The organism is Cognataquiflexum aquatile (assembly GCF_003316845.1).
In the GTDB taxonomy this organism is placed as follows: domain Bacteria; phylum Bacteroidota; class Bacteroidia; order Cytophagales; family Cyclobacteriaceae; genus Cognataquiflexum; species Cognataquiflexum aquatile.
The window spans coordinates 39,366-64,213 of the sequence record NZ_QMIK01000003.1 but is presented as its reverse complement, the minus strand read 5'-3'; the positions used below and the strand labels follow the sequence as shown (position 1 = coordinate 64,213).

The following is a 24,848-nucleotide window of genomic DNA, read 5'->3' as shown; positions in this document are numbered from 1 at the left end:
CAAAAGGTAATTTGTTGGAAAGTTTAGACCTCAATCTGCCAAAGTATATAGGCATAGACAAAATACCTCAGGATTCTAAAAAGGCTGTTGAGGAGGTATTTTGTTTTGTCAAGTCCACCTGCACCAGCAAGCAATGCTACGGCGGAAAATGGTATCGGCGTGACGGAAGCCACGATCACCAGATAACCGCCATATTGGTCAAACATCTTGTGGTATTTCTTCAGGTATTTGTTATCTCCATTTAGCCAGGAGACTTTTCCTTTGAGGAACTTTCCAATCGTAAAATTCAGAAATCCAGCCGCATAAGAGATCAGTGAAAGCGTGCCTATACTTAGAAAATAAGGCCCTAAATAACCTGTTTCCATCGACCATAGCATAAAAATCTCGGGAGGGATGATACCGAATATTATCTCTGATCCGACATAAACTGCCAAAACCAAATATGGATTATTGTAGATTGATCCAAACCAAAGCAAACGGTCCTCTTCAGTAGTCCCTTTTCTCAGGAGATAAAAAATCAGAACAAAAATTGCCAAAAAGAAAAAGCCTTTAAGGATGTTCTTTACTAGAAAATCGGTTTTTTCATTTGAAAATCTTATCCACTTCATATTCTCTAGTTTTCACAACCCAATAAAGGTAGAAATGAAATCCAATGATTTCCCCTTTTTGCTGAACTCGTTTCTTCAATTTTGGCTTAATTTGAAAAAAATTGTCAACCAACAATATCATGAAAATAGAGAAAAACAAGGTTGTGAGCATCAGCTATGAGCTGCATGTCGACGACGGGGAAAACGGGAAGGAGCATTTTGAAAGTGTAAAAAAAGAGCAGGCTTTTCATTTTCTTTTTGGCACAGGTCACGTACTCCCGGCTTTGGAAGCTGCTTTTGAAGGCAAAGAAGCGGGGGATAAGTTTGAGGTTTTTATAGATTTCGAACATGGCTATGGTGATTATGATGAAAGCAAAAAAGTGATCGTTCCGAAGGCCAACTTCAAGGAGGACGGTAAAAAAGCCAAGAATTCCCTACGGGTTGGTCAGGTTGTTCCGATGCAGGATGATCAGGGAAATCAGCTAAGGGGAGAAATCACCAAGATTGATTATAGAGGAGTCCACATGGATTTCAATTCGCCATTGGCGGGGTTGGATCTATACTTTGAGGGAGAAATCGTATCCGTCAGGGACGCTTCCCCTGAGGAGATCGACCATGGTCATGTGCATGGTGAGGGTGGACATCAACATTGATTATCGTAAGAAAAAAACCAAACGCCCATCTTTCTTTGAAAAATGGGCGTTTGAAAATTATGCCTTTTAGGCTATCTAAAATGGTAATTTTCCCAAATCCACATTTCCTCCCGAAAGGATAATCCCTACTTTTTGACCCTTGAACCTTTCTTTGTTTTTCAGTAATGCAGCCAAGGGAACAGCACAGCTTGGCTCAATGATGATTTTCATCCTTTCATAGACAAGGCGCATCGCCTCGATGATTTCTGCTTCACTGACCGTAATGATGTCGTCGACATATTCCATGATGATCTCAAAATTGATCTTTCCAAGGGAAGTGAGTAAGCCATCGGCAATGGTTTTGGGACCAATCATCGGAATCAGTTCTTTTGCTTTGAATGAGCGGGAAGCATCATCGGCGCCTTCAGGTTCTCCGGCAATGACGTTTGTTTTTGGGGAAATATACTTTGAAGTCAGCGCGGTTCCGCTGAGCAATCCCCCGCCGCCTACCGGTGCCATCACTGAATCAAAAGGAATCCCTTCTTCCCACATTTCTAGTGCACATGTCGCTTGTCCTTCTATCACATCCAAATAGTCATAAGGAGGTATAAAAACCGCTCCTGTTCTTGCCTCTACTTCCTTCAGGGTGGTTTCTCTTGCAATCAATGTAGGTTCACATTCTATGATTTCACCCCCATAGCCTGCTACAGCTTTTTTCTTGATTTCGGGTGCATTGGAAGGCATGACAATGTAGGACTTGATCCCTGCCACAGACGCAGCCCTTGCCAAAGCTGCGGCATGATTACCGCTGGAGTGGGTGGCAACGCCATTTACCTTTTGCTCCTCAGTCAGTTTCATTACTGCATTGGCCGCACCACGGGCTTTGAAAGCGCCTACTTTTTGGAAGTTCTCACATTTGAAATAAATCTCACAACCTGCGATTTGGTTGATGGCTTCAGATGTCAGGATAGGTGTACGGTGGATAAATGGCTGGATTCTTTGATGCGCAGCCATGATATCATCAATAGTGGGAAATACAGTAATGTCATTCATGGAAATAAAGATAAGCGAAGGTCTTAAAACTGACAAAATTTTTATCTTGCAGCAAAATGAAAGCCATGCCTTCTTTAGAAAACTTACTTTTGGATGTTGCTATTTCTCCGGTAATGGGAAAATGGTTGGATGCTTCCAATTCCATCAAAATGGACTTTTCTCCTACAAATAAAGAATTGCCAGCTGTTGATATTTCCAATACAGAAACTTTTAACCGCTATGTTTTTGGATTGCTGGAAAAGGCCAGAAAAAGGTTTGGCCATGGTGGATATTTTGAACACCGTGTCATTTACAGCAGGAGTGCAGTTTTTGCAACCCAAGAGTCGGATTTCCGGGATATCCATATGGGCGTGGATATCTGGGCGGAGGCAGGAACCCCGGTATTTGCGCCACTGGATGCCATGGTCCACAGTTTCCATGACAATGCAGGTTTTGGTAACTATGGCCCGACCATCATTTTACAGCATAAAATCAAAGGGACAGTATTTTTCAGTTTGTATGGTCACTTAGCCAAAAGCGATTTGGTACATCTAAAAATTGGTCAAGCCATTTCCAAAGGAGAAGAATTTTGCCATCTGGGCCCTTATCCCGAAAACGGTGATTGGCCCCCGCACTTGCATTTTCAATTAATGTGGGACTTGATGGGAAATCATGGTGATTTTCCGGGAGTATGTTCGCATAGGGATATTGATAAATATAAAAAAATCTGTCCTGATCCTGCGATCATGATTGGTCATTGATTTGCCAAAGTGATGAGGCGGATCCCTTCTAAGGTAAGGTTGCGGTCGATAACTTCAAATGATCCTTCCAAAGTGGAGATGATGGAAGAGAGTCCTCCTGTGGCAATGATGTTACAGGAATAGCCCAATTCATTTTGAATGGTTTCAAGCATTCCCTTCACAAGACCGGAATAACCATAAAGAATTCCTGCCTGAATGGAATGGATGGTATTTTTACCCAAAGCGGATTCGGGCAATTTCAACTCCACTTCCGGCAATTTCGAAGTATTGGCAAATAAGGATTTGATCGCCGTTTTCAGTCCAGGGACAATGTTGACTCCCAAAACTTTTCCTTCTTTTCCGACCACAGTAAAGGTCAGGGCGGTTCCAAAGTCCAGAATAATTGTTGCAGATTTGAATCTATTGAATGCTGCAGTCACGTTACACATCAGGTCGGTACCGATTTCATTTGGACGCGAGGTGCTGACCGCTAGTTTTTGGTAGCTTTTTCCTTGAATGAGGTAACATTTTTTTTCAAGGTATTCTTTACAAAACTTCTGTAAAATGGGATTGATCTCAGGCACAACAGATGAAATCCCAATAGCCGTGATTTTATCAGTTTTGATACCGTTTTCTAAAAAAAACAGGTGAATCTCTCTTTCAATATGAAGTACGGTAAGTTCTTTCAGGGTATTGATCCGGTACTCATGGATCCATTTTTTTAAATCTTCATCAAAAAACCCAAAGGTAATGTTGGTATTGCCGGCGTCAATCGCTAAAAACATGCTTCTATCAAGGTTAGGTATTCTGGTTCGTATATGGCACCTTACCAAAGCGCCATATATCCAAATATATAAATTGATTTTTTGCCTTTGTGTTTTTTGGTAATTTTCCATCATGTATACCATCAGAGAAGGAAAAATAGAAGACCTGCCAAGGGTTTTGGAACTGGTCAAAGAACTTGCGCTTTACGAAAAAGCACCTGAGCAAGTAACCAACACATTGGAAATGATGCAAGTAGACGGATTTGGACCAAATCCCATATATGGACTTTTTGTTGCAGAAAAGAATCCCACAGGTGAAATCATTGGCATTTCTATATTTTATTACCGCTACAGTACTTGGAAAGGAAAGCGGCTATACTTGGAAGATATCGTGGTCACAGAGACCGAAAGAGGTCATGGTGCAGGCAAATTGTTATTTGACCGTACAATGCTAAAATGCATCGAAGCCAATTGTACAGGCATGATGTGGCAGGTTTTGGATTGGAATACCCCTGCGATCAACTTCTACCAAAAATACGGGGCTGAGCTCGACAGCGGTTGGATCAATTGTAACTTACAATCAGAAGATATTAAGAAGATTTTGTAAATTTATTGCAAATGCAATATAATATTATTGCAAATAAGAAAATCTTATTATCTTTGAAGAGGATATCAATGGATCAGCTATGACCATCAGTTACACTTATACACTCTCAGGTTATCGGGATACATCCGATGTGCCGGATTTATTTGCTTCCCAATACTTTTTCAAAGCGCCAAGTGATAAGGTTGCAGAGCCAAGTGCTTATATGGAGGTCTCGATGTCTTTTGCAGATACCAAGCCATTGTTTGACTATTTGGGTTACAGTCAGCATGATGTGTCAGAGCTGATGGAAGTGGATCCAAGCACACTGTCCCGTTGGAAAAAAGAAGACAAAATACTGACCCGATTGCTGACCAAAAGTATCATGGATATGGATAAGATAGTATTTAATGGAATCCGGATTTTTGGATCTGAGGCATTGTTTTCTGAATGGCTCCACACTTCCAATGTTTCATTGGGAGACCGGATTCCTGCTGATATGATGCGGGATCCTTATGGTTTGGAACTGGTAGAGGAGGCATTGGAGGCTATGTCTTGGGGTAATTTTATGTAATCTCCATTTTGAAATATTACCGACTTATAGAAAATCTGCCCGGAAGAAGTCCCTTGGGTTTTGGCTTGGGGGCAGGTAGATGGAATCCTTATGGCACGCCTATGATTTATGCCTGCAATCAAATTTCCCTTAACTTTTTGGAATTGCTCAGCATCAAAGGTCCCACTGTAAGCCGAGCATCATGGTCCATGGTTACCATGGATATCTCAGGGGAAATCCCTTATTTGGAACCTTCTGACTGGCCTTCAGATTGGAGAAGGCGTCCACATCCGGTCAGCACACAGCAATTGGGAAATTACTGGGCGAGGCAGATGGCTTCGGTTGCCTTACAGATCCCTTCCGGAAGGATACCTGCAAGTTCTTTCCCCAATGAACATAACCTCTTGATCAATCCTTTGCATCCTGATTTTACTCAAACCGTCAAATTGGTATCCCAGGAAACCGTAAATTTTGAAATCAATAATTAGAATTAAATCCTTATGAACATAGACCTAAGTAACCATCGAATCCTTGTCACAGGAGCTTCCCGTGGAATAGGCGCAGCCATTGCCTCCCAACTTTCAAAATCGGGGGCCGAGGTTTTGCTTCATTTCAACAAGAATATCACTGAAGCAAAAAAACTTCAGGATTCTTTACCAAACCCTTCCCACCTTGTAACCTGTGACTTATCTGACCTAGAATCTGTCAAAGGGTGGATCCCAGGACTCATCAAAACATTTGGAAAAATCGATGCTGTGGTGAACAATGCCGGTATCGCCATTGGAATTCCAGACAATGCTCCCACCGCAGAATGGATGGATGTCTGGCATAAAACCATGGATGTCAATATCCATGCCCTGGCCATTATCAGCAAGGAATTTATCGAGCATGCCCGTCAAAATAAAAACGGGAGGATTGTAAACATTTCTTCCCGTGCGGCATTTAGAGGAGATACGCCTGATTATCTGGCTTATGCTGCATCCAAGGCCGCTATCGTGAGTTATACCAGATCGATCGCCAGGTATTATGGAAAAGAAGGAATCAAAGCCTTCCTCATCGCTCCGGGATTTACCAGAACAGATATGGCAAATGAAATCCTATCTCAATATGGTGAGGGCTTTGCATTGAACGACATTGCACTAAATCAACTTACCGAACCAAAGGATATTGCCCCGATGGTGACTTTATTATGTTCAGGTCTTGCGGACCATGCCACAGGGTGTACGATTGATATCAATGCCGGTTCCTATGTGCATTAAATGATATATGGTAGATATAAATTGATATAAAGTAGATATAATCTTCTTTACCAATTCTTTTAAGGATTTTATTATTGGCTTAATGGTTTTCGGATTTCTCTGAAAATTTAGGTCCTCAATTACTTTGCTATGGCAAAAAATAACAAAGACACCCTATCACCGGAACTGATTCGATTATTGAAAATCTTCGGAATAGGGTCATTGGTTTTTGTTTTGGTGATGTCATTTTTCAATGAGAAAAAAGCCAACAACTCAGGGAAAGAACCCAGTCCAATGAGAATGACCGATCCAGAAAGGATATATTTCAAGAATGTACGGTCGGCTTATTACGATATCGAAATTCGGAGAGATGCAAAAATGACTGTCTACCGACATGGTAAGCGGTCCAAAGATACCAATAGGCCAACGCTAGTATTTTCAATCATCCTCAATCAACTCAGCGACGAAGCTTACATTTTTTTGGAGCCAAACTTCGAAGAACTTCCATTCAATGTGAAATGGTCTATTCCGGAAAAAAATCAGGAAGGGGAAATTACATTCGAAGGAGGAGATAAATTTGCGCATTTTGAATTTGCCCAAAAAATTACTCCTTTACTTCTAGAAAATGCCATTTTTGAAATTTTGGTAAAAGAGAGCTGGATTCCTTTATGGGAGGATGAAAAGGAGAGAAACGCGGTGATGGTGACTATCGAAGATTATCAAAAGCTTATCAATTTTTCTAGCAAGGACTAAAGGCCTTAAAAACATTGAAATGACATTTTTGCAGAGGGAAAAACCAGTCATTAGTATTTTTTGCCAAAAATAATTTTCAATCATCTTAATAGATGCCAATATTTTGGTCCAAATCAAGAATATAAAAAGTCTCTTTTGGCTAAATTTATTGACTGATTAAACGGCTATAAATTTTTATTTTAACGATGCACCAGAAGTTAAAACGTTCTTTTCCTCAAATCCCACAAGCCATGAAATTATCATTCAAATTATTCCTGACATGTTTTACTATTGTTCTTTTGTTTTTTGAATCCTCGCTAGCATCTGGCCAAAAATTGATGGCAGTGTCGGAAGAACTTCATCAAAACGGTGAAAAATTTGATGTAGTTACCAAGGGAGGAGGTAGAATAGTAAAATATCATTTCAATTCTTATCGCGTAACAAGCGCCAAAGGAGGATGGATAAAAGGTAAATCCAGTTCGGGTCTGTTCAGCGCTTACGAAACCGCCTCTTCAGAAAAGAAATTATCCTTTGAATTTGTTTCTGATAAGGGAGATACTGCTATTGTTTATCTAAACAGAAACACGAATTATGAGGGTATAAATAAAAAAGGTTTAACCATATATGGGGAAAATTCCACCTTGAACTTAGGTGGATATCAAGAAATACTAGAAAACTCTGACAACTTGTTTGGAATCATCGAAACAAACTTGGCAGATTCTACATGGAATTTTGCGGTGAGTGAGAAATTTGGAAGCCGGCATGGAGGCCAAACCGCACTTGTAGGTTGGCTGACGGATGGACAAAGGAAAATTGATATCTATCCTGTTTATCATTATCAGAATCCTGGAAAAAAGAGTGCTATCGATTTGATGGTGGGGTCGCAAATATGGCTAAAAGGTTTTGAATTCATTGAAAACGGGAGTCCTGTCGGCGCAGTCCAAGTTGGCCCCTTTAAGTTTGTGGCTTGGTTTTCCAAAAAAAATGACCCTACAACGAATTTTGTCATAGGGTCAAGTTTTGCGGCATTAATGCACGAATATCAATTAAATATCCACGGGGAAACTGTTGATTAAAATCTCACTTTAACCCCTGCAAGAAAATTGGTGCCGGCTTGGGGATAGAAGAAATTTTCAGTAACCAATTCCCTTCCTGTCGTTCCTTCAAGTGGTAGGAAATAGCTGAATGTATAGCCGTTTGGTTCATACATCCGGTTAAAAATATTGTTCACCAAAAGCGTAAATTCAAGGTTTTTGACAAACCTTGGTCTCAATGCATAATTGAATCTGAGGTCATTGGTCATAAATGCATTCAGCATCCTGTCTTCATTTTGGGTATTATCGAGAAATTGATTTCCGACATACTTGCTAAGCAAGCTTACCTCAAAGTTTTTGAAAGGCCTGAAATCTATGATGGCTGCACTGATGATATTGGGAGAAAAAGCAATATCAGTATTGGTGTGGACAATCACTTCCTGTCTGAAATCCTCCACTGAATAATCGTCTATGTATTCTGTAAACTCCTCGATTTTGTTTCTGCTCAAAGTCAGGTTGCCGGCTATGGTCCACTTTGGCGATAACCTATAGGCAGCATCCAACTCAATTCCTGTGCGGAAAGAATTTGCCACATTTTCACGGATATAAGCACCGACATCATTGAGTTGCCCGGTCAAGACCAGTTGGTCTTTGTATCTCATGTAAAAGAAGTTGGCATTATAGCTCAGGTTTCCCTTTTGGGTGCGGATCCCTGCTTCTATGTTTTGGAGGTTTTCAGGTTTGGGAGCCCGACCTTCCTGACTGTCGGTAAAGTCATTTCTGACAGGCTCACGGTTGGCAACAGCATAGGATGCATACCAGGTTTCACCGTTTCCGGTTTCATAGGACAATCCCAATTTGGGATTGAAGAACCTGAACTGATAGTCTCCCTCAATATCTCTCCTGTCATCATTGACGCCGACAAAAGAGTAATCTATTCCCCGGAATTGCATGTCTGCAAAAAGAAACAGGCCCTTTGAGGCTTCCAGGGTAGCTTTTGCATAGAGGTTGACATCGTCTTTGACAGCGGTATTGTCATAGTATCTGTCTCGAATCTGCGTGGGTCCCGCAGTTCCCATCCAGATGATTTCCCCGAAATGGTCTCCGTCATACCGGTTGGCACCACCTCCGAAAATTACATTCCATTTATCATCATCGGTGACATAATTGAAAGAAAAGACCCCACCAAAAAAGTCATTGTCCAACCACCTTCTTCGGATGATATCTGTTCTTGAAATAGTTTCGTCCCCAATAACAATTGGATCCAAACCATAATTGGATAGTCTGTCATTTTCCCTGAACTGCTCATAAAAACCGCGGCCGTAAGTGTAATGCAGTCCGGCATTTGCTTTCCAATTTCTCCCCAAAGTACCGGTATAAATCAGCTGGTAATGATCCTGTTGGTAATTGTCGGTCTGGTTGTCGTAAGTATATGGATTGAAAGTCCGGTTGGTTTGTAACAGTGATTCCGGGACGCCCTCCCAAGCTTGATAGGTTTGCTCTTTGCCCGAAATGATATTCAGCTTGACAACATGGTTTTCTCCATAATACCCACCTGTAAGAAAATAGGATTTCAAATCAGAAAAAGCCCTGTCGATAAATCCGTCAGAGCTTATCTGAGACAACCTCGCATCAAATCCCCATCTGTTATTGATCAAACCACTACCGACTTTGACCATATGCCTCCGGGTATTGAATGAACCAAAAGAATTGTCCACCTCCCCGTAAGCTTCTTTCTCATGACTGTCTGTTTGGATATTCATACTTGCTCCAAAAGTAGCCGCTCCGTTGGTGGATGTTCCGACACCGCGTTGGATCTGGATATTCTCTACAGATGAAGCAAAATCCGGTTTGTTGACCCAAAATACACCATGGGATTCGGCGTCATTCAAAGGGATACCGTTGATGGTAACGTTGATCCTGGTCTGGTCCGAGCCTCTGATCCTCAATCCGGTATAGCCTACTCCAGCTCCTGCATCCGAAAAGCTGACTACCGAAGGAGTGAAGTTTAGCAAAACAGGGATGTCCTGACCCAAATTGAGTTTGGCTATGTCGCTTCTATCCACCATCTTGAAGGTAGTGGGAGTCCTCTCGGAGGCACGGGTTGCATACACGATAAATTCCTCGGTGAGCAAGCTACTTGGTGAAAGGACTACCTGGAGTTCTGTAGGATTTGGAAGTTGGATTTCCTGTGAAAATGATTCAAAACCTAGGTAGGAAATTCTCAGCGTATATTTTCCATCAGGAATATTTCTGATTTCAAAATTTCCGTTGAGGTCGGAATTGGATCCTCTTCCTGTTCCCAAGAGGACCACATTGGCCCCCAATAATCCTTCTCCGGAAGTGCTTTTGACTACTCCCCGGAGGCTAGACTGCGCAAAGGCAGACAATGATACCAGCCAAATGGCCAGCATAAAAACTGATTTTTTCATGGATAATTTAATACATATTGCCTGAGCAACATTTGGTTAAACATCAGAAAACCAGGGGAGATTTTCTGTTTTGTGTTTACCCTTTTACCCAAACAAAAAAATTGACATAGTGTATTGCATGCATTCTTGGAAAGGAATTAACCTTTTCCGGACTTTGGTCCCCTATGGTCAATAATTTAATTTGAGTTACTCATTTCCCTTCGCCGGCACTACCCGGATCAGGTATTGTGGGTATGATCTCAGCCCGATTTGTTAAGGCACCCCTAATGATCTTTACGCAAATGTAATCGGAAATGCATCAGATGCAAAAAAAATCCGAAAGGAACCTCTTGGGTTTTTACTTCCTTACAATTTCATGAAATGAAAAAAGCCATGGATTTGCTCCATGGCTTGATTTATACTTCTCAAAAGAAAAACTTGATATTCTTAATAGCTATTTCCTAAGTGTTTCAAATGATTCACGTGTGAGGAGAAAGCCAATCTCATCTTTGGATGCTCTAGGTAAGGAATATTGTATTCCTGGCAAGTCTCCTTGATGATTTTGCTGATGGCAGGATAATGCACGTGGGAGATGTTTGGGAAAAGATGGTGTTCTACCTGGAAATTTAAACCACCGACAAGCCAAGAAAGGATTTTATTATTTGTAGCAAAGTTGGCAGTAGTCCTCAACTGATGGACAGCCCACTCATCTTCAAGTTTATTCGCCTCTGTCGGCAAGGGAAATTCTGTCTCTTCCAAGGAATGCGCCAATTGGAATACTACGCTTAGGAAAACGCCGGTCGAAACACCAAAAACAAGGAAACCAACCAACCAAGGCATAAAACCTACTGTATATATCGGCAAAGCAACGAACAGAATCAGGTTGGTGACTTTGAATCCCCAAAAGGAAAGATGGTCTTTCCATCCCATTTTTTGGATTGGAACGGAACCGACTCTTTTCTGGACATATTTTTTATAATCTGTAACAAATACCCAATACAGGTATAGCAATGCATATACAAACAAGAAGTAATGATGCTGGTATTTGTGAATTTTGAAGTGTTTTTGGGATGGGTTTAGCCTCAGGAAAGGTCTAGCATTCATGTCATCATCGTGGTCTGCCACATTGGTGAAGGAGTGGTGGGCGACGTTGTGTTTTGTCTTCCACATGAAAACATTTGCTCCGAGAAAATTGATGGTGACTCCTGCGAGTTCATTAACCCATTCTTTTTTGCTGAAGCTTCCATGTGCGCCATCATGCATCACGTTGAATCCTATGGCGGAGGCCAAACCGCCAAGCAAGATTGCTTCAAGAAGTGCTATGGCCCAAAATGGGGTAAAGAAAACAAGATGGACATAAACAGCGACGAACAACACCACAAATAAGATGGCCTTGAAGTAGAGTGAACCGTTGCCGGTTGGTTCTAAATTTTTTTCTGTAAAGTAATTTTTGATTCTGGTCTTCAGATCGGCATGAAAGGAAGTTGCTGTGCTAAATCGAGGGGGACGCATGTTATTTTATTGATGTATTGTATTGATTCTTGGAACGAACTGGGTGAATATCTGCAAGTTATTTGCAAAGGTAGGTTAATTTAATGTAGCTTTTTCAATTAGAGTGACGAATGGTCGGTTGAAATGCAATTTTAACATTTTTTAAAATGCAACTCCCAATTGTAGGGCAAATTCGAGTGAACTGGGATCATCATTGCCAAATCTCACCGGCATCGGAACTGTTACAAACCAACTGCTAAACTGGCCTGTTTTGATGGTTTTGCTGATTACGGGTGTAAAGCCATACCTTCCTGAAGATTCAAACGACAATAAGGCGTTGAAGTTCCATCCATTTGGATAATGAAACTGAACACCGGGATTGAAAACCAGATTTGCCATTCTACTTGATCCTTCACTGAACTGGATCAAAGGAACCAATTCAAAGATAAATCCCGCTTTATTGCTTTTTCCCATCAGTACAAATCCTGACGGAAATCCTATCACATAGCCATCACTGAAATTATTGGTGGTCTCCCCTCCACTGAATTTGACCAAGGGATTAAGTACACTAAAGTACCCTGCCAATCTTGAAGGCTCGGTAGGATTGGGTTTGTCTTGGGAAAAAGCCTGGGTAGAAAAAATCAATCCCAAGGCAAAGATCAGAATGATGGTTTTTTTCATTTTGGGTTTATTTAAAGGTATTAATGAAAAACCCGGTTACGGCCGGTTCCAATAGGCTTTATCATGCTTAGAGTCTTCAAAACTATTCCATAAATTACAATATTATCCTGACAAAAATCATCCTTTGAAAAAATTTTGACTAATCCCCAATTTTTGATTCTGACTCAAATCAATTTTTCGTGGATAAAATCTATAGAAAGTTGCTTCCTTTCTTCCTGATTTCCGGATACGAAAGCAAAAGGAACCCCGGATTCAAGAAGGATTTTTTGGTAAAGGTCAAAGAAATATTTTCTCATAGTAGGATCAGGATGCTCCCGTTGCGGGTCATCCTTCCAAGGAATATCGATGTCCGTCAATAGGTATAAATCGTATTTGCGGGATTTGATCTGATCCTCAATCCATGGATGAACTCTTCCGTATTTATGATTACTCCAAACTTTGATCACATTTAGGTCGGTATCACATACCAAGAGATCTTTGGATTTCAAGCCAAATTCATCTTCGAGACCAATCTGTCCTTTTGCAATTTCTGTCAGGTCATCATAGGAATAGGGTCGGTCCAGGTTGTCAAGGTATTCCCTCGCAAATTCGGGAACCCAAAGGCAGCCAAAATAACCTGAAAGATTTTCTGCCAAGGTGCTTTTTCCTGTGGATTCCGGGCCGATGATGACCACTTTTTTAAGCATATGCCTCCTTTTCTACTTTGGCAGTTTTGATCCAGGCAATCAAACCGAGGACAGCTAAAACTGTGAAAAACAAAAACTGAAAAGAAGTCAACATCAGTCCTTTGTAAAAATACAAAGGCACTGAAACAATATCTGTAACGATCCAAGCAATCCAGTTTTCCACTTTCTTTTTGGCCATCAGCCACATACCGACAAAGGCTGAAGCAGTCGTAAAAGAATCCCATGCCGGCACATCGCTATCCGTGAGATTTTCCAATACCAGATACAATACCGCAAAAGATCCAAAAAATAGCGATACGGAGTGGATGATGCCATTTCTGTCCAGCCATGTGACCGGTAATTGTTCTTTTCCGTCGGTTGGTCTGCTCCAGAGATACCAGCCGTAAATCGACATGGCAAAGTAGTAGGCATTAATGCCCATATCTGCATATAGCTTATACTTCAGACAGATATAGACGTAGATGATGGTGCTGACCATCCCAGTGGGGAAAACAAGGATGTTTTTTTTGATGGAATAATAGACACTCGCAATCCCAAAAAACACTGCAAATGCCTCCAGCCAGGTCATCTGCGCGACTCCCGCCTTCATTCCTTCCCAAATCCATTGTAAATCCATAAAGCGAATTAAGGTATAAAAAGATAATCAGCCATGAGACCAAGTAGTTTATTTCACTGCAGGAAATTTCTTGATCTCCAACAGGTTTTCTTTTGTCAAAAACTCCTGTGCTGCTTTTTGGATTCTTTCTTTGGTCATGGATTCGATGGCTTTTTGGCCGTCCAACAGGGCTTCCCAAGATAAATTGTACGTCCTCACCGCAGAAAGCTGTCCAAGCCAATAATTATTTCGCTTGAGGTTTTCTTCCAAAGATATCCTTCTTTTCTCCTTGACTTTGTTCAGGTCTTCGTCTGTCGGACCGTTTTCCTGGATCTTTCTGACTTCTGACCAAGCTGCTTCGATGAGGTTGTCTACCATATCAGGACTGCAGGGAAAACCGATCGAAAAAGAGAAATTCCCCACCGGAAAGATTCCCATGCTTCCATTGGCACCTACCCCATATACTCCGCCGATTTGTTCCCGAAGGGATTCGATCAGCTTGATGGTCAGGATTTCTCCCAGGTAAATCATATCTGCAGCTTTCTTTCGGTCATATTCTGTCTCTCCGGTGAAAAGCATGATGACCTGAGACTTATCATCAGTGCCGACATGAATGCTTTCAGACCTGCCTTTTGGGGTGCGGATACCCAAATCCCTAAATGTATCAAGGGAATCAGGGTCGGAAGGAAGGCTGCCGATATATTGTTCCAACATTGGTTTGAAAGTCTCCAAGGCAATATTGCCAGTGAAGAAAAACTCAAAATTTGCAGCATTTGAAAACCTCTCGGCATACATTTCCAAACCCCTGTCCAAGTCAATTTTATCCAAATCCTCCGGATCAAAAATCCCGGCTGCCCGAGGATGTCCGTTTGCCAAAATTTTGCTTACCTGCTTTGAAAACTGGTAATCCGGATTGGCCTGCGCACTTGCCAATTGGGTCTTTTGGTTGGCGATATAGACATCAAAGAGTTCTTGGTCTTTTCGAGGTGCGGTAAAATTCAAGTGGATCAACTGCATAGTCGTTTCCAATTCTTTGGGCGAAAATGAACCGGCTATATTCTGAGAATACAAACCAATATTTGGGGTCACGGAAACGGTTTTTCCTGCCAAAACTTTTCTAAGATCCGAAGGTGAAAAATCACCGATTCCCATCACATTGATCAATACTCCGGCATAGTTGGCCGTGTAGTGGTCTTCTTCTCCATACAAGGAAACGCCCCCTTTTCCTGTAGCTGAAAACAGGATTTCGTCATTCTTAAAGTCGGTGGATTTGACAAAAACCTTTACGCCATTGGAAAGCAGGATTTCATGGATGTCGATGGAGGCTACATGTTTGCTTTCTATGATTTTCCCTGGCTGAGGCAGGTTTTGGATAAGCTTATCAGCCAATAATTTCTCTTGGTAGGGTTCAATCTTCATTTGGTCCACGGCATCGAAAAGTGCCAAAACAGCTTCCTCTGACGGCAGGTTTTCCTTTTCTGTATCCGGTGCAGTGATGACGATTACACGGTTTTCGTCTCTGACCAATTGCTTGGCGAGGGCATTGATTTCTTCCAGCGTGATATTTGGGATAATCTCTTTATAAAACTCATATTTCCAAGCTTCCCCATCTGCAAAACCTCCCTCAAGAAAATGGTTGACATAGCGGTTGACGATGGATCTGGATTCTGCTTTGTCCATTTCTTTGAAAGTCCTCTCGGCATTGTTGAGCACAGCGCGCTTCACCCGATCGAGTTCGGCTTGGGTAAATCCAAACTGTGCCACCTTCTCATTTTCCACAATCAGGGATTGGATGCCTGCTTCGATTTTTCCCGTGGCGACCACGCCCGAAGCAGAGAAATAGTCAAGGTCACGGACAAAATTTCCATAACCTGTTCCGGCAAAAATGAAAGGCGCATCCGGCTTTTGCCTGATTTCATCCAATCTTTGGGTCAGCATTCCTCCATAAAATGTACGTAACAAAAAGTTGCGGTAATCTGCTCTGGTTTGGGTTGGAAGAGCTTTATGCTTATAAAAAAGTTGGATTTGGATTCCCGGAGCTTCCTTGTCTGTGACGATACTGACGAAGGTCTCCTTGTGCTCGGGAACTTCAAAAAGCTTTCTTTCTTTAGGATCGGCAGGGTTTTCAAGTTTTCCAAAATATTCCAGAATCAAAGCTTCCAATTTTTCCGGTGCCACATCTCCGACTGCCACCACCGCCATGTTGTCCGGCCGATACCAATCTCTGTAAAACCTTCTGATGGTTTCATATTCGAAGTTTTCGATGATATCCATTTTCCCGATCGGTAGTCTTTCCGCATAGCGGCTGTTGTGGAAAATGACCGGAAAATATTGGTCGCGCATCCTTTGGGTATACCCCTGACCCGTGCGCCACTCCTCGACGATGATGCTTCGTTCGCTGTCGATATCCTCCTCATTCATCAGAATTCCCCCTGCCCAATCACTCAAAACCAAAAACCCATTCCTCAGCTTTTCTTCATCATCAGAAGGAATAGGCAGGATATATACCGTCTCATCAAATCCTGTGTAGGCATTCAGGTCTCCCCCAAAAGATATCCCGATAGATTGGAGATAGGAGATCAATTCATTTTTCTCAAAGTTCTTGGTTCCATTGAAGGCCATATGCTCCGTAAAATGCGCCAAGCCTAATTGGTCATCATCTTCCAGGATAGAGCCTGCATTGATTGCAAGCCGAAGCTCCACTTTGTTTTCAGGCTTTGGGTTTTGTTGGATGTAGTAAGTCAGGCCGTTTTCTAGTTTTCCCACCTTCACCCTTGGATCGAGCGGTACTTTTTGGTCAAAGTTGCTCTGAGCAAAAAGCGAGAAAAAGGGTAAAAAAATGAATAAGAGTACCTGACATATTTTTTTGAACTTCATCTTTGATGTTGGATTTTTGGATATTGGACTATAAATCAAGTCAAAATTTCGGGAAAATGTTTCATGAACCTAGGAAGGACAGTGCCATTTTTAGGTTTTGTTCAATTTAATTTCTCTAATTTTAATTCCATACAGGTTTTTACATTCTTAAAAATCAACATTCACACAAATTTGAGTTCATGAAACAAATCATTTTGGTAGGCATCGGCGGCGGTGTCGGGAGTATATTCCGTTACCTGATCAAAATATGGACCGCGAGATTTTCTGAAGAAATTCCCCTCGCTACTTTTTCTGCAAACATCATTGGTTGCCTTCTGATCGGTCTTTTGATGGGTTATTTTACCAAAAATGAGCATATTCCAAATGATTGGTCTTTGCTGTTGATCACCGGTTTTTGTGGTGGATTTACGACATTTTCAACTTTCTCTTCTGAAAACCTGAATTTGCTTCAGGCAGGAAATTACTTCATTGCTTTGACTTATATTCTTGGAAGTGTGGTTATTGGAATATTGGCTGTGTTTTTGGGATATGCAATTTCAAGATGAGCATTTATTGATGGAAGATTCATAAGGAAAAACTGAGTCTATATCTAATTGGGTGCAAATATTGACCGATGACGGATGACAGATGTTTGGTTTAGTCCCAAAAATTCGGAATCTAAATCTGGTTTCTCATCAACAAGTTTCCAAATGAATAGAATATTCATTAAAACAAAAGCCCCCCAATTGGTTTATAACCTAGAGAAAAAGAAACATGAAAAATATATTGATCACAGGTGGTTCGGGTTTGGTTGGGAAAAAAATCACCCAACAATTGGAATCGGAAGGTCTCTCTGTCGCCTGGCTAAGTAGGGATCCCAAGAAATACACCCAAAAATCTTTTGCTTGGGACATAGATAAAAAAACCATCGACAAGGCTGCCATCGAATGGGCGGATGGGATTATCCACCTTGCGGGAGAAGGCGTTGCCGAAAAAAGATGGACGGATGAAAGAAAAAAAGCCATTTTGGAAAGTAGGACCCAATCCTCTGCCCTACTTTATGAAGCGGTAAAAAACGCGAAAAATAAACCTGAAGCATTTATCTCTGCGTCGGCGGTGGGGTATTACGGTTTTGATACCGGAGACAAAACTGTGGCTGAAAATGAAAAACCCGGAACTGACTTCCTTGCAAAGGTTGTGGTAGCTTGGGAAAATGAAGTGAAGAAAATGGCAAATTTGGGTTTAAGGACAGTCTTGCTACGGATCGGCATTGTCTTGGACAAAGACGGCGGCGCTCTCAAAGAAATGATGAAACCTCCTGTTGCCGTGCCACTCGGAAGCGGCAAGCAATGGATGAGTTGGATCGTAATCGAAGACTTGGCGAGGATGTTTTCTTTTGCTGTCAAAAATGAAAAAGTCTCAGGAACTTACAACGCTGTTGGACCCAATCCCGCTACCAACGCGGAACTTACCAAAACTGCTGCGAAGAATGCAGGCAAACCCTTTATCGGTTTTGGTGTTCCCGGTTTTGGTTTGAAGTTGATCTTGGGAGAAATGGCTTTGATGGTCTTGGGAGGCAACAAAGTCTCTTCCAAAAAAATCCAATCCGCAGGGTTTGAATTCAAATATCCCGAATTGGATGAGGCGATGAAGGGGGTATATGGAAAATAGTAGAATTAGAATCCTTACCTACTCGCTGTCTTTCTCCCCATCAAAAACCAAAGTATCGTTCCAATCAATGGAAGAAAAATCACGATCAAAACCCAAACAAGCTTGTCGTTATTGCCTCCAAACTTACTGCTCACTACATCATAAATCGTGAAGATGTAGATCGCCAATCCGAGTAACCCTATTCCAAACATATTTTATCTGTTAAAGTAATTGCTGCGAGTACGTCCTCCTTTTTGGTTTTTTGCCAAGCCAAAATAAACAAATGGCCCGATCGGATTGGCAAAAAGCAATACAATGATCCAGATCAATTTCATATTTGGATCCTTGAAATCTGACTTGACCACATCCACCAAAGCATATAGCCAAAATGCGAAGAACAAAAGCCCAAACAACATCAGACCTGCCGGAAAATTAAAAATAAACATCACCATAGTACCTCATTTTTTTACCTCTTAAACGAAATTACTCATTTTTCTGAAAACATTACCTTAAAATTGACCCCCAATCAAAAACTATTGTATCATGAAAACCACCAAAATTTTTCTGATCGCCTTATTGTCCTGGCTGATTTTACCTGTAAAAGCCCAAAATAGTTTGAGTTATTACCTCCCAGAAGGATACACTTATAATCCTGCCATCCCTACTCCAAAACAGGTTCTTGGATTTGAAGTCGGGGATTGGCATGCCACCCATGACCAGGTAGTCATGTACATGCAGGCTGTCGCGGCGGCATCGGATCGGGTGAGCATTGAGGTCATCGGACGAACTTATGAAATGCGTCCGCAAATCGTCCTGACCATTACCTCTCCGGCCAATCACGGCAAGTTGGATCAGATCAAATCCGAAAGAAAAAAACTCCGGGACCCTTCTTCAAATGTGGCTATTGAAAACATGCCTTTGGTCATGTGGGCCGGATATTCTGTCCATGGCAATGAACCAAGTGCTGTAAATGCTTCACTTTTGGCGGCGTACCATTTTGCAGCAGCAAACGAAATAGCTGCCGATCTCGACAATATTGTCATTCTCTTGGACCCGGCACTTAATCCCGATGGTGTCAACAGGTTTGCCTCTTGGGTCAACTCCCACAAAAGCTACGTCATGAACGGCGATCCTGTCAACCGCGAGCTCAATGAAGCTTGGCCAAGAGGCCGTACCAACCACTATTGGTTTGACTTAAACAGGGATTGGTTGCCTGCACAGCATCCCGAATCAAGAAACCGCGTAGCGAAAGTCCAAGAATGGCTGCCAAATATCCACCTTGATTTTCACGAAATGGGATCCAACAGCACCTTCTTCTTTCAGCCAGGTGTACCCGCGAGAAACCATCCTTTGACCCCAAAAAAGAGTTTTGAACTGGCAGAGAAAATCGGTCAATACCATGCAAAGCATCTCGACAAAATCGGTTCCCTGTATTACAGCCAAGAAGATTTCGATGATTTTTATTACGGCAAAGGATCCACTTACCCGGATGTGCAGGGTTCGATCGGAATCCTTTTTGAGCAGGCAAGCTCAAGAGGGCATCTGCAGGAAACCATCTACGGTCCTCTGACTTTTGCTTTCACGATCAAAAACCAGTTTACCACCACTTTGTCCTCATTCGAAGCGGCAAGGGAAATGCGGGTGGAATTGAATACCTACCTCAGAGATTTTTACAAAGAAGCAAAGACCGAATACGATGCCGATACCAACAAAGCCTTAATCTTCGGATCCAAAGAAGATGCGGGAAGGACCTACCATCTGGCGGATATGATCTTGCAGCATGACATCGATCTGTTCAGTCTGAAAGAGGACATTTCTGTCAATGGCGTTGAATTTGAAAAAGAAAAGGCATACATCGTACCCCTCAACCAGCCCCAATACCGGTTGATCAAATCTTTGTTTGAGACAAGAACCACATTCACTGACAGCCTTTTCTATGATGTTTCGGCATGGACCATGCCGATGGCTTTCAACTTGGACTATATGGAATTGAGCAGCAAGATCCTGAATCTTGCCAATGTAGAAGAGGTTCCAAAAAATTTCACAAAAGCAAAGGGGAAAGTTATCGGACAGCCTGGTGCTTACAGCTATATGTTTGGATGGAGCGAATATTATGCTCCCAAAGCAGCCTATGCGCTGATGGACAAAGGGTATTTGGTCAGGGTTATACATCAAGAAATAACTTTACCTGAGAATGTCAAAATGAAACGTGGAAGCATCATCGTCAGCAAAGGACAATCGCAGGCCACAGACCAAGAATTATACAATGACTTGGTGAAAGCAGCCGAAGAAGCAGGAATTGAAATCCATGCCGTCACTACCGGCTATTCAGGTGGTGTCAATATCGGTTCCCCAAGTATTGATGTGCTCCAAAAACCAGAAATAGCCATCTTGGTGGATGGAGGTGTCAACAGCAGCGATGCTGGCGAAGTCTGGCATTTGTTGGACCAAAGGTTCCAAATGCCAGTCACGCTTTTACCGGTCGACCGGTTCAATGCTGCGGATTTGAGCAGGTACAATGTCATTGTTTTCTCTGATGGCAGTTATAACCAATTGGGAAAATCCGGTGCGGAGAAAACCAAAAATTGGGTGAGAGACGGAGGAACTGTGATTGCGACAGGAAGAGCTCTGAACTGGTTTGGTCAAAATGAAATTGCAACATTCAAATTCAAAGAGGACGAAACCAAGGATACTTTGGTACAGAGAAGTTATGCAGACTATGGAAATGCCACCGGGGCAAAAGTCACAGGAGGTGCCATATTCCATGTCAACCTGGACATTACCCACCCTATCGGATATGGATATGAAAAACCGGAGTTATATACTTTCCGGGGAGATAACCTCTTTATGGTTCCGGCTGAAAACGCCTATGCCAATCCGATGGTGTATACAGCCAACCCGTTGGCAAGTGGTTACATCCATCCAAGCAACTTGGAACATATCAAAAATTCCGGTGCGATCAGGGTATCAGGAGTTGGAAGAGGCAGGGTAATCGGATTTGTGGACAATCCCAATTTCAGAGGATTTTGGTTTGGCACCAATAAGTTGTTTATGAATGCCATCTTCTTTGGACAGACGATTCAGTCAGGTACAGCGAGATAATTTGAACTTATGTAAATCGGATGTTTGCCAAAAACCAAAGAGCAGACGCATTTCTAAAGAAGGATATTTTTTGATATTGGATATTGATAGATATTTATTCGGATACAATCCTAAATGTCTTGTGAATTTCCCAGCTGGTATGATTTCGTTTAATCATGTTTTGGAGTTGGTAATCCTCCAAGGGCGCAAAACCCTTGGAGGATTTTTTTTTTTATCCCTTAATCATATCAGTCATGATCTTGGCAGAAAGCAGACAAAGGGGAATCCCTCCTCCGGGATGAACGCTGCCACCGCAAAAATATAGGTTTTTGATCTCCGAAGAGAAATTGGCGTGGCGCAGGAAGGCTGCATATTTGTTGTTGGAGCTGTTACCGTAAAGCGCCCCGTTAGCACTTGATGTTTTGGATTCAATGGTCCTTGGTTCCATGATTTCCTCCACTTCGAGCAGGTTCTCAATGTCGGTTTTTAGGATCCTGTTGACTTTTTGGATGATGCTTTTCCTTGCCTCTCTGATGAGTCTATCCCAATCCTGCCCTTGGTTATTGGGGACGTTGATCATCGTAAACCAATTCATGCATCCTTCGGGTGCATCGTCCGGCTTGTTGACAGAGGTGATGTTGATATAGACTGTTGGGTCTTGGTAGATGGACTTTTTATTGAAAATATGGTCAAATTCCTCTTTGTAATTTTCCGAAAACAGGATGTTGTGCAAGTCGAGTTCCGGGAATACTTTTTTAATTCCCCAATAAAATATCAGCGCAGAACTTGATTTTGGTTGGTCAAGCAATCGGGTTGGCTGCTTTTCTTTCTTGAGGATGGTCTTGTAGGCATTGACCATGTCCATGTTGTTGACGATGATATCTGCAAAATGGGAATTACTGGAAACAATGACTCCGATGGCTTTTTTGTCCCTGACAAGGACTTCCTCTACTTTGGAATCGAAATGGAACTTGACACCCAAGTCCAATGCAAGTTTGTATAAACTCAGGGTAATGTCATGCATGCCTTTTGTCGGGAAAAAGGCTCCGATATTGAATTCAAGGTGGGGGATGATATTCAGCGTAGCAGGAGTTTCATAGGGATTAGAACCGTTGTAAGTGGCGTACCTGTTGAATAGCTGTACCATTTTCGGGTTCGAATACTGCTTTTCATTGGCTTTATTCATGGTCGAAAAAATCCCCAACTTCCCCAATTTGAAGTAGCATTTAATCGCATCTTTATTTGCCCAAGTACCAAACCGGTGCAAAGACTGATGCATGAACAATGGGGCAAGGTGGTCATAAATAAAAGCCGATTTTTGAAGCGATTCAAATACATGCGAGGCAGGTTCGCCCAATTTGGACTCGACCTCGGAAGCAAATTTTTTAATATCTCCAAATGCTTTGATCTGTGTCCCGTCTTCCCAAAAATAGTGACAGGCAACAGGCAGGCGGATGTAGTCAAAGTGGGCTTTCGGATCTTTTCCTGAAATTTGAAACAGTTCTTCCACTTGATCGGGAAGTGTAAACAGCGACGGCCCCGCATCAAATCGGTAACCTTGGATTATAATTTCTGAAAGTTTGCCACCGGGATAGGAATTGGCTTCGAAGACATTGACTTCAAATCCTTTGTTTTTAAGGCGGATGGCAGCTGCCAAACCCGCTATTCCCGATCCAATGACAACCGCTGTTTTATTCATTTTGTAATGAAATATGTATAAAGTAAAAGAACAAAAAATAACTGAAAAGGATATTTATAATTGTTAAATAGAAATCTGGAAAAATAAAAAACCCTCCAAAATTGATTTTGAAGGGTTTTTATCCATTAAATTCCTATTTGTTGTATGCTTTCTAGCCAATAACTATATAAAATCCGGGTTGATAATCCATTGTCGTAGCTATGGACTGTCGACCGTGGACTATGGACTTCCTAAATTTTCTCAAAAATCCTTCTGAAGCTACAGGCCTCGCTCAATCTCGCATGCAGGTCTGAGATCAACACCCTTTCCTGTTCAGTAGTATCCCGGTGTCTTATGGTTACCATATTGTCTTCCAATGTCTGATGGTCTACAGCAATACAAAATGGCGTACCGATCAAATCCTGTCTTGTATACCGCTTGCCGATGGAAGCAGCTTCTTCATAGATGATGTTGAAATCAAACTTCAGCAATTCTACGATCTCCTTGGCTTTTTCTGGCAAACCGTCCTTTTTGATCAAAGGAAGAATGGCTGCTTTTACAGGAGCGATGGCAGGGTGCAACTTGAGATAAGTTCTTTGTTTTTCTTCTGACTGTTCGTCTACGAAAGCATTGCATAAAATCATCAAAAACAGCCTGTCTGCACCGATCGAAGTCTCGATGACATAAGGAATGTAATTTTGGTTGATCTCAGGATCAAAGTACTGCTGCTTCTTTTTGGAATACTCCTGATGGCTTTTCAGGTCAAAATCCGTTCTGGAATGGATCCCTTCCACTTCTTTAAATCCAAATGGAAATTCATATTCGATATCCATGGCAGCATTGGCATAATGCGCCAACTTCTCATGGTCATGTCTTCTCAACTTTTCTTCAGGAATTCCCAAAGCCTTGTGCCATCTCATCCGCGTGTCTGCCCATACTTTGTACCACTCCAGTTCCGAACCAGGACGGACAAAAAACTGCATTTCCATCTGTTCAAATTCCCTCATTCGGAAAATAAACTGACGGGCGACGATTTCATTTCTGAAAGCCTTTCCGATCTGGGCAATCCCGAAAGGAACCTTCATCCTGGCGGTTTTTTGGACATTCAGGAAATTGACAAAAATCCCTTGTGCTGTCTCCGGTCTTAAATAAATCGTAGTGGAATCTTCCGCTACCGAACCCACTTGCGTGGAAAACATCAGGTTAAACTGGCGAACGTCAGTCCAGTTGGAAGTGCCACTTATCGGACATTTGATGCCCTCATTCGTGATCAGATCTCTCACACCTTCCAAATCCTCCGCTTCAAGCAACCTAGCCAAAGCACCCGTCAAGCCATTTGCCTTTTCGATGTCTCCTGCTCTTTCAAAAACCGCAGCATGTTCTTCGACAAGTACATCAGCACGGTAGCGCTTTTTGCTGTCTTTGTTGTCGATCATCGGATCGTTGAAGCTGTCGACGTGTCCGGAAGCCTTCCAAGTGGTAGGATGCATAAAAATCGCTGCATCTATTCCGACGATATTGTCATTGAGTCTTGTCATGGTCTCCCACCAAAGACGCTTCAGGTTATTCTTCAGTTCAACCCCATAGGCCCCATAATCATAGACGGCCTGGAGGCCATCGTATATTTCAGAGGAAGGATACACAAAGCCATATTCCTTGGCGTGCGCGATTATATCTTTCAATTGCGTGTTTTCCGCAGTGGTATCATTTTTTGCCATGGGCGCAAAATTAAAGAAATTGGCTGAATAGCAAGGAAAAATTAAATAGGTTGAAATCAAAAAATTATTCTTCAATCAATAAAAAATTAAACCGTCTGATCATTCA

Annotated in this window: 24 protein-coding genes and 1 riboswitch; of the genes, 11 read left to right on the top strand and 13 right to left on the bottom strand. The window is 42.0% G+C overall.

From position 1 onward, the window contains the following. Window positions 1-23: 23 nt before the first annotated feature. Window positions 24-608 carry a YqaA family protein gene (locus DQW11_RS09200; RefSeq protein ID WP_113923787.1) on the bottom strand — a complete coding sequence of 195 codons (585 nt, stop codon included), beginning with the start codon at window positions 606-608 and terminating at the stop codon, window positions 24-26. Window positions 609-727: 119 nt separating this feature from the next. Here DQW11_RS09200 and DQW11_RS09195 point away from each other — a divergent pair, with 119 nt between their 5' ends. Continuing rightward, window positions 728-1,240 (top strand): FKBP-type peptidyl-prolyl cis-trans isomerase, encoded by a 513-nt coding sequence (locus DQW11_RS09195; RefSeq protein WP_113923786.1) that lies wholly within the window; start codon window positions 728-730, stop codon window positions 1,238-1,240. Window positions 1,241-1,315: 75 nt separating this feature from the next. Here DQW11_RS09195 and DQW11_RS09190 read toward each other — a convergent pair whose 3' ends face one another. Then, window positions 1,316-2,272, bottom strand: a complete 957-nt coding sequence (locus DQW11_RS09190) for a threonine ammonia-lyase (RefSeq protein WP_113923785.1) — start codon at window positions 2,270-2,272, stop codon at window positions 1,316-1,318. Window positions 2,273-2,337: 65 nt separating this feature from the next. Between DQW11_RS09190 and DQW11_RS09185 the strand changes: the two genes are divergently transcribed. Then, window positions 2,338-3,012: a peptidoglycan DD-metalloendopeptidase family protein gene (locus DQW11_RS09185; protein ID WP_232826712.1), complete on the top strand. Its 675-nt coding sequence runs from the start codon at window positions 2,338-2,340 to the stop codon at window positions 3,010-3,012. Here DQW11_RS09185 and DQW11_RS09180 read toward each other — a convergent pair. Then, complete coding sequence (locus DQW11_RS09180; protein ID WP_113924203.1) at window positions 3,006-3,776, bottom strand: type III pantothenate kinase; 771 nt, start codon at window positions 3,774-3,776, stop codon at window positions 3,006-3,008. The two genes, DQW11_RS09185 and DQW11_RS09180, sit on opposite strands and share 7 nt — an antisense overlap. Before the next feature lie 112 nt (window positions 3,777-3,888). On the opposite strand from DQW11_RS09180, the gene DQW11_RS09175 reads away from it, so the two are divergent. The 6 genes from DQW11_RS09175 (at window position 3,889) to DQW11_RS09150 (ending at window position 7,937) form a co-directional block, all read left to right on the top strand. Next, window positions 3,889-4,362: a GNAT family N-acetyltransferase gene (locus DQW11_RS09175; protein WP_113923784.1), complete on the top strand. Its 474-nt coding sequence runs from the start codon at window positions 3,889-3,891 to the stop codon at window positions 4,360-4,362. Window positions 4,363-4,441: 79 nt separating this feature from the next. Further along, the gene (locus DQW11_RS09170; RefSeq protein ID WP_113923783.1) at window positions 4,442-4,912 is read left to right on the top strand and encodes an antitoxin Xre/MbcA/ParS toxin-binding domain-containing protein; all 471 of its coding nucleotides are present in this window, start codon (window positions 4,442-4,444) and stop codon (window positions 4,910-4,912) included. Between the two features lie 8 nt (window positions 4,913-4,920). Further along, window positions 4,921-5,379, top strand: a complete 459-nt coding sequence (locus tag DQW11_RS09165) for an RES family NAD+ phosphorylase (protein ID WP_113923782.1) — start codon at window positions 4,921-4,923, stop codon at window positions 5,377-5,379. A 12-nt stretch (window positions 5,380-5,391) separates the two neighbouring features. After that, entirely contained in the window at window positions 5,392-6,150 is a 759-nt protein-coding gene (locus DQW11_RS09160) for an SDR family NAD(P)-dependent oxidoreductase (RefSeq protein ID WP_113923781.1), read from the top strand. 129 nt (window positions 6,151-6,279) lie between these two features. After that, the gene (locus DQW11_RS09155) at window positions 6,280-6,882 is read left to right on the top strand and encodes a hypothetical protein (protein ID WP_113923780.1); all 603 of its coding nucleotides are present in this window, start codon (window positions 6,280-6,282) and stop codon (window positions 6,880-6,882) included. 230 nt (window positions 6,883-7,112) lie between these two features. Beyond that, complete coding sequence (locus DQW11_RS09150) at window positions 7,113-7,937, top strand: hypothetical protein (protein WP_113923779.1); 825 nt, start codon at window positions 7,113-7,115, stop codon at window positions 7,935-7,937. On the opposite strand, the gene DQW11_RS09145 is transcribed toward DQW11_RS09150, so the two are convergent. From DQW11_RS09145 to DQW11_RS09120, 6 genes are all read right to left on the bottom strand, one after another. Then, window positions 7,934-10,327 (bottom strand): TonB-dependent receptor, encoded by a 2,394-nt coding sequence (locus tag DQW11_RS09145; RefSeq protein WP_113923778.1) that lies wholly within the window; start codon window positions 10,325-10,327, stop codon window positions 7,934-7,936. The genes DQW11_RS09150 and DQW11_RS09145 overlap by 4 nt on opposite strands. Window positions 10,328-10,505: 178 nt before the next feature. Then, window positions 10,506-10,602: riboswitch (TPP riboswitch) on the bottom strand. 151 nt (window positions 10,603-10,753) lie between these two features. Further along, window positions 10,754-11,818, bottom strand: coding sequence for a fatty acid desaturase family protein (locus DQW11_RS09140; RefSeq protein WP_113923777.1), 1,065 nt, complete (start codon window positions 11,816-11,818; stop codon window positions 10,754-10,756). A 141-nt stretch (window positions 11,819-11,959) separates the two neighbouring features. Further along, window positions 11,960-12,478, bottom strand: a complete 519-nt coding sequence (locus tag DQW11_RS09135) for a hypothetical protein (protein ID WP_113923776.1) — start codon at window positions 12,476-12,478, stop codon at window positions 11,960-11,962. A 164-nt stretch (window positions 12,479-12,642) separates the two neighbouring features. Further along, window positions 12,643-13,164 carry an AAA family ATPase gene (locus DQW11_RS09130; RefSeq protein ID WP_113923775.1) on the bottom strand — a complete coding sequence of 174 codons (522 nt, stop codon included), beginning with the start codon at window positions 13,162-13,164 and terminating at the stop codon, window positions 12,643-12,645. After that, window positions 13,157-13,780, bottom strand: coding sequence for a nicotinamide riboside transporter PnuC (gene pnuC, locus DQW11_RS09125; protein WP_113923774.1), 624 nt, complete (start codon window positions 13,778-13,780; stop codon window positions 13,157-13,159). The genes DQW11_RS09130 and pnuC overlap by 8 nt, the downstream gene beginning before the upstream one ends. A gap of 48 nt (window positions 13,781-13,828) precedes the next feature. Then, window positions 13,829-16,636 carry a M16 family metallopeptidase gene (locus DQW11_RS09120; RefSeq protein WP_113923773.1) on the bottom strand — a complete coding sequence of 936 codons (2,808 nt, stop codon included), beginning with the start codon at window positions 16,634-16,636 and terminating at the stop codon, window positions 13,829-13,831. A 179-nt stretch (window positions 16,637-16,815) separates the two neighbouring features. Here DQW11_RS09120 and crcB point away from each other — a divergent pair, with 179 nt between their 5' ends. Beyond that, window positions 16,816-17,181 carry a fluoride efflux transporter CrcB gene (gene crcB, locus DQW11_RS09115; RefSeq protein WP_113923772.1) on the top strand — a complete coding sequence of 122 codons (366 nt, stop codon included), beginning with the start codon at window positions 16,816-16,818 and terminating at the stop codon, window positions 17,179-17,181. A gap of 208 nt (window positions 17,182-17,389) precedes the next feature. Continuing rightward, complete coding sequence (locus DQW11_RS09110) at window positions 17,390-18,286, top strand: TIGR01777 family oxidoreductase (RefSeq protein ID WP_113923771.1); 897 nt, start codon at window positions 17,390-17,392, stop codon at window positions 18,284-18,286. Between the two features lie 14 nt (window positions 18,287-18,300). Here the strand turns inward: DQW11_RS09110 and DQW11_RS09105 are convergent, their stop codons facing one another. Both DQW11_RS09105 and DQW11_RS09100 read right to left on the bottom strand, forming a co-directional pair. Continuing rightward, the gene (locus tag DQW11_RS09105; protein ID WP_113923770.1) at window positions 18,301-18,477 is read right to left on the bottom strand and encodes a PLDc N-terminal domain-containing protein; all 177 of its coding nucleotides are present in this window, start codon (window positions 18,475-18,477) and stop codon (window positions 18,301-18,303) included. Between the two features lie 3 nt (window positions 18,478-18,480). Then, window positions 18,481-18,711 carry a PLDc N-terminal domain-containing protein gene (locus tag DQW11_RS09100; protein WP_232826711.1) on the bottom strand — a complete coding sequence of 77 codons (231 nt, stop codon included), beginning with the start codon at window positions 18,709-18,711 and terminating at the stop codon, window positions 18,481-18,483. A gap of 97 nt (window positions 18,712-18,808) precedes the next feature. On the opposite strand from DQW11_RS09100, the gene DQW11_RS09095 reads away from it, so the two are divergent. Beyond that, entirely contained in the window at window positions 18,809-21,367 is a 2,559-nt protein-coding gene (locus DQW11_RS09095; RefSeq protein ID WP_113923768.1) for a M14 family metallopeptidase, read from the top strand. Window positions 21,368-21,578: 211 nt separating this feature from the next. Here the strand turns inward: DQW11_RS09095 and crtD are convergent, their stop codons facing one another. Both crtD and DQW11_RS09085 read right to left on the bottom strand, forming a co-directional pair. Next, complete coding sequence (gene crtD, locus DQW11_RS09090; protein ID WP_113923767.1) at window positions 21,579-23,045, bottom strand: 1-hydroxycarotenoid 3,4-desaturase CrtD; 1,467 nt, start codon at window positions 23,043-23,045, stop codon at window positions 21,579-21,581. A 230-nt stretch (window positions 23,046-23,275) separates the two neighbouring features. After that, window positions 23,276-24,742 (bottom strand): glycine--tRNA ligase, encoded by a 1,467-nt coding sequence (locus tag DQW11_RS09085; RefSeq protein ID WP_113924202.1) that lies wholly within the window; start codon window positions 24,740-24,742, stop codon window positions 23,276-23,278. Window positions 24,743-24,848: the final 106 nt, after the last annotated feature.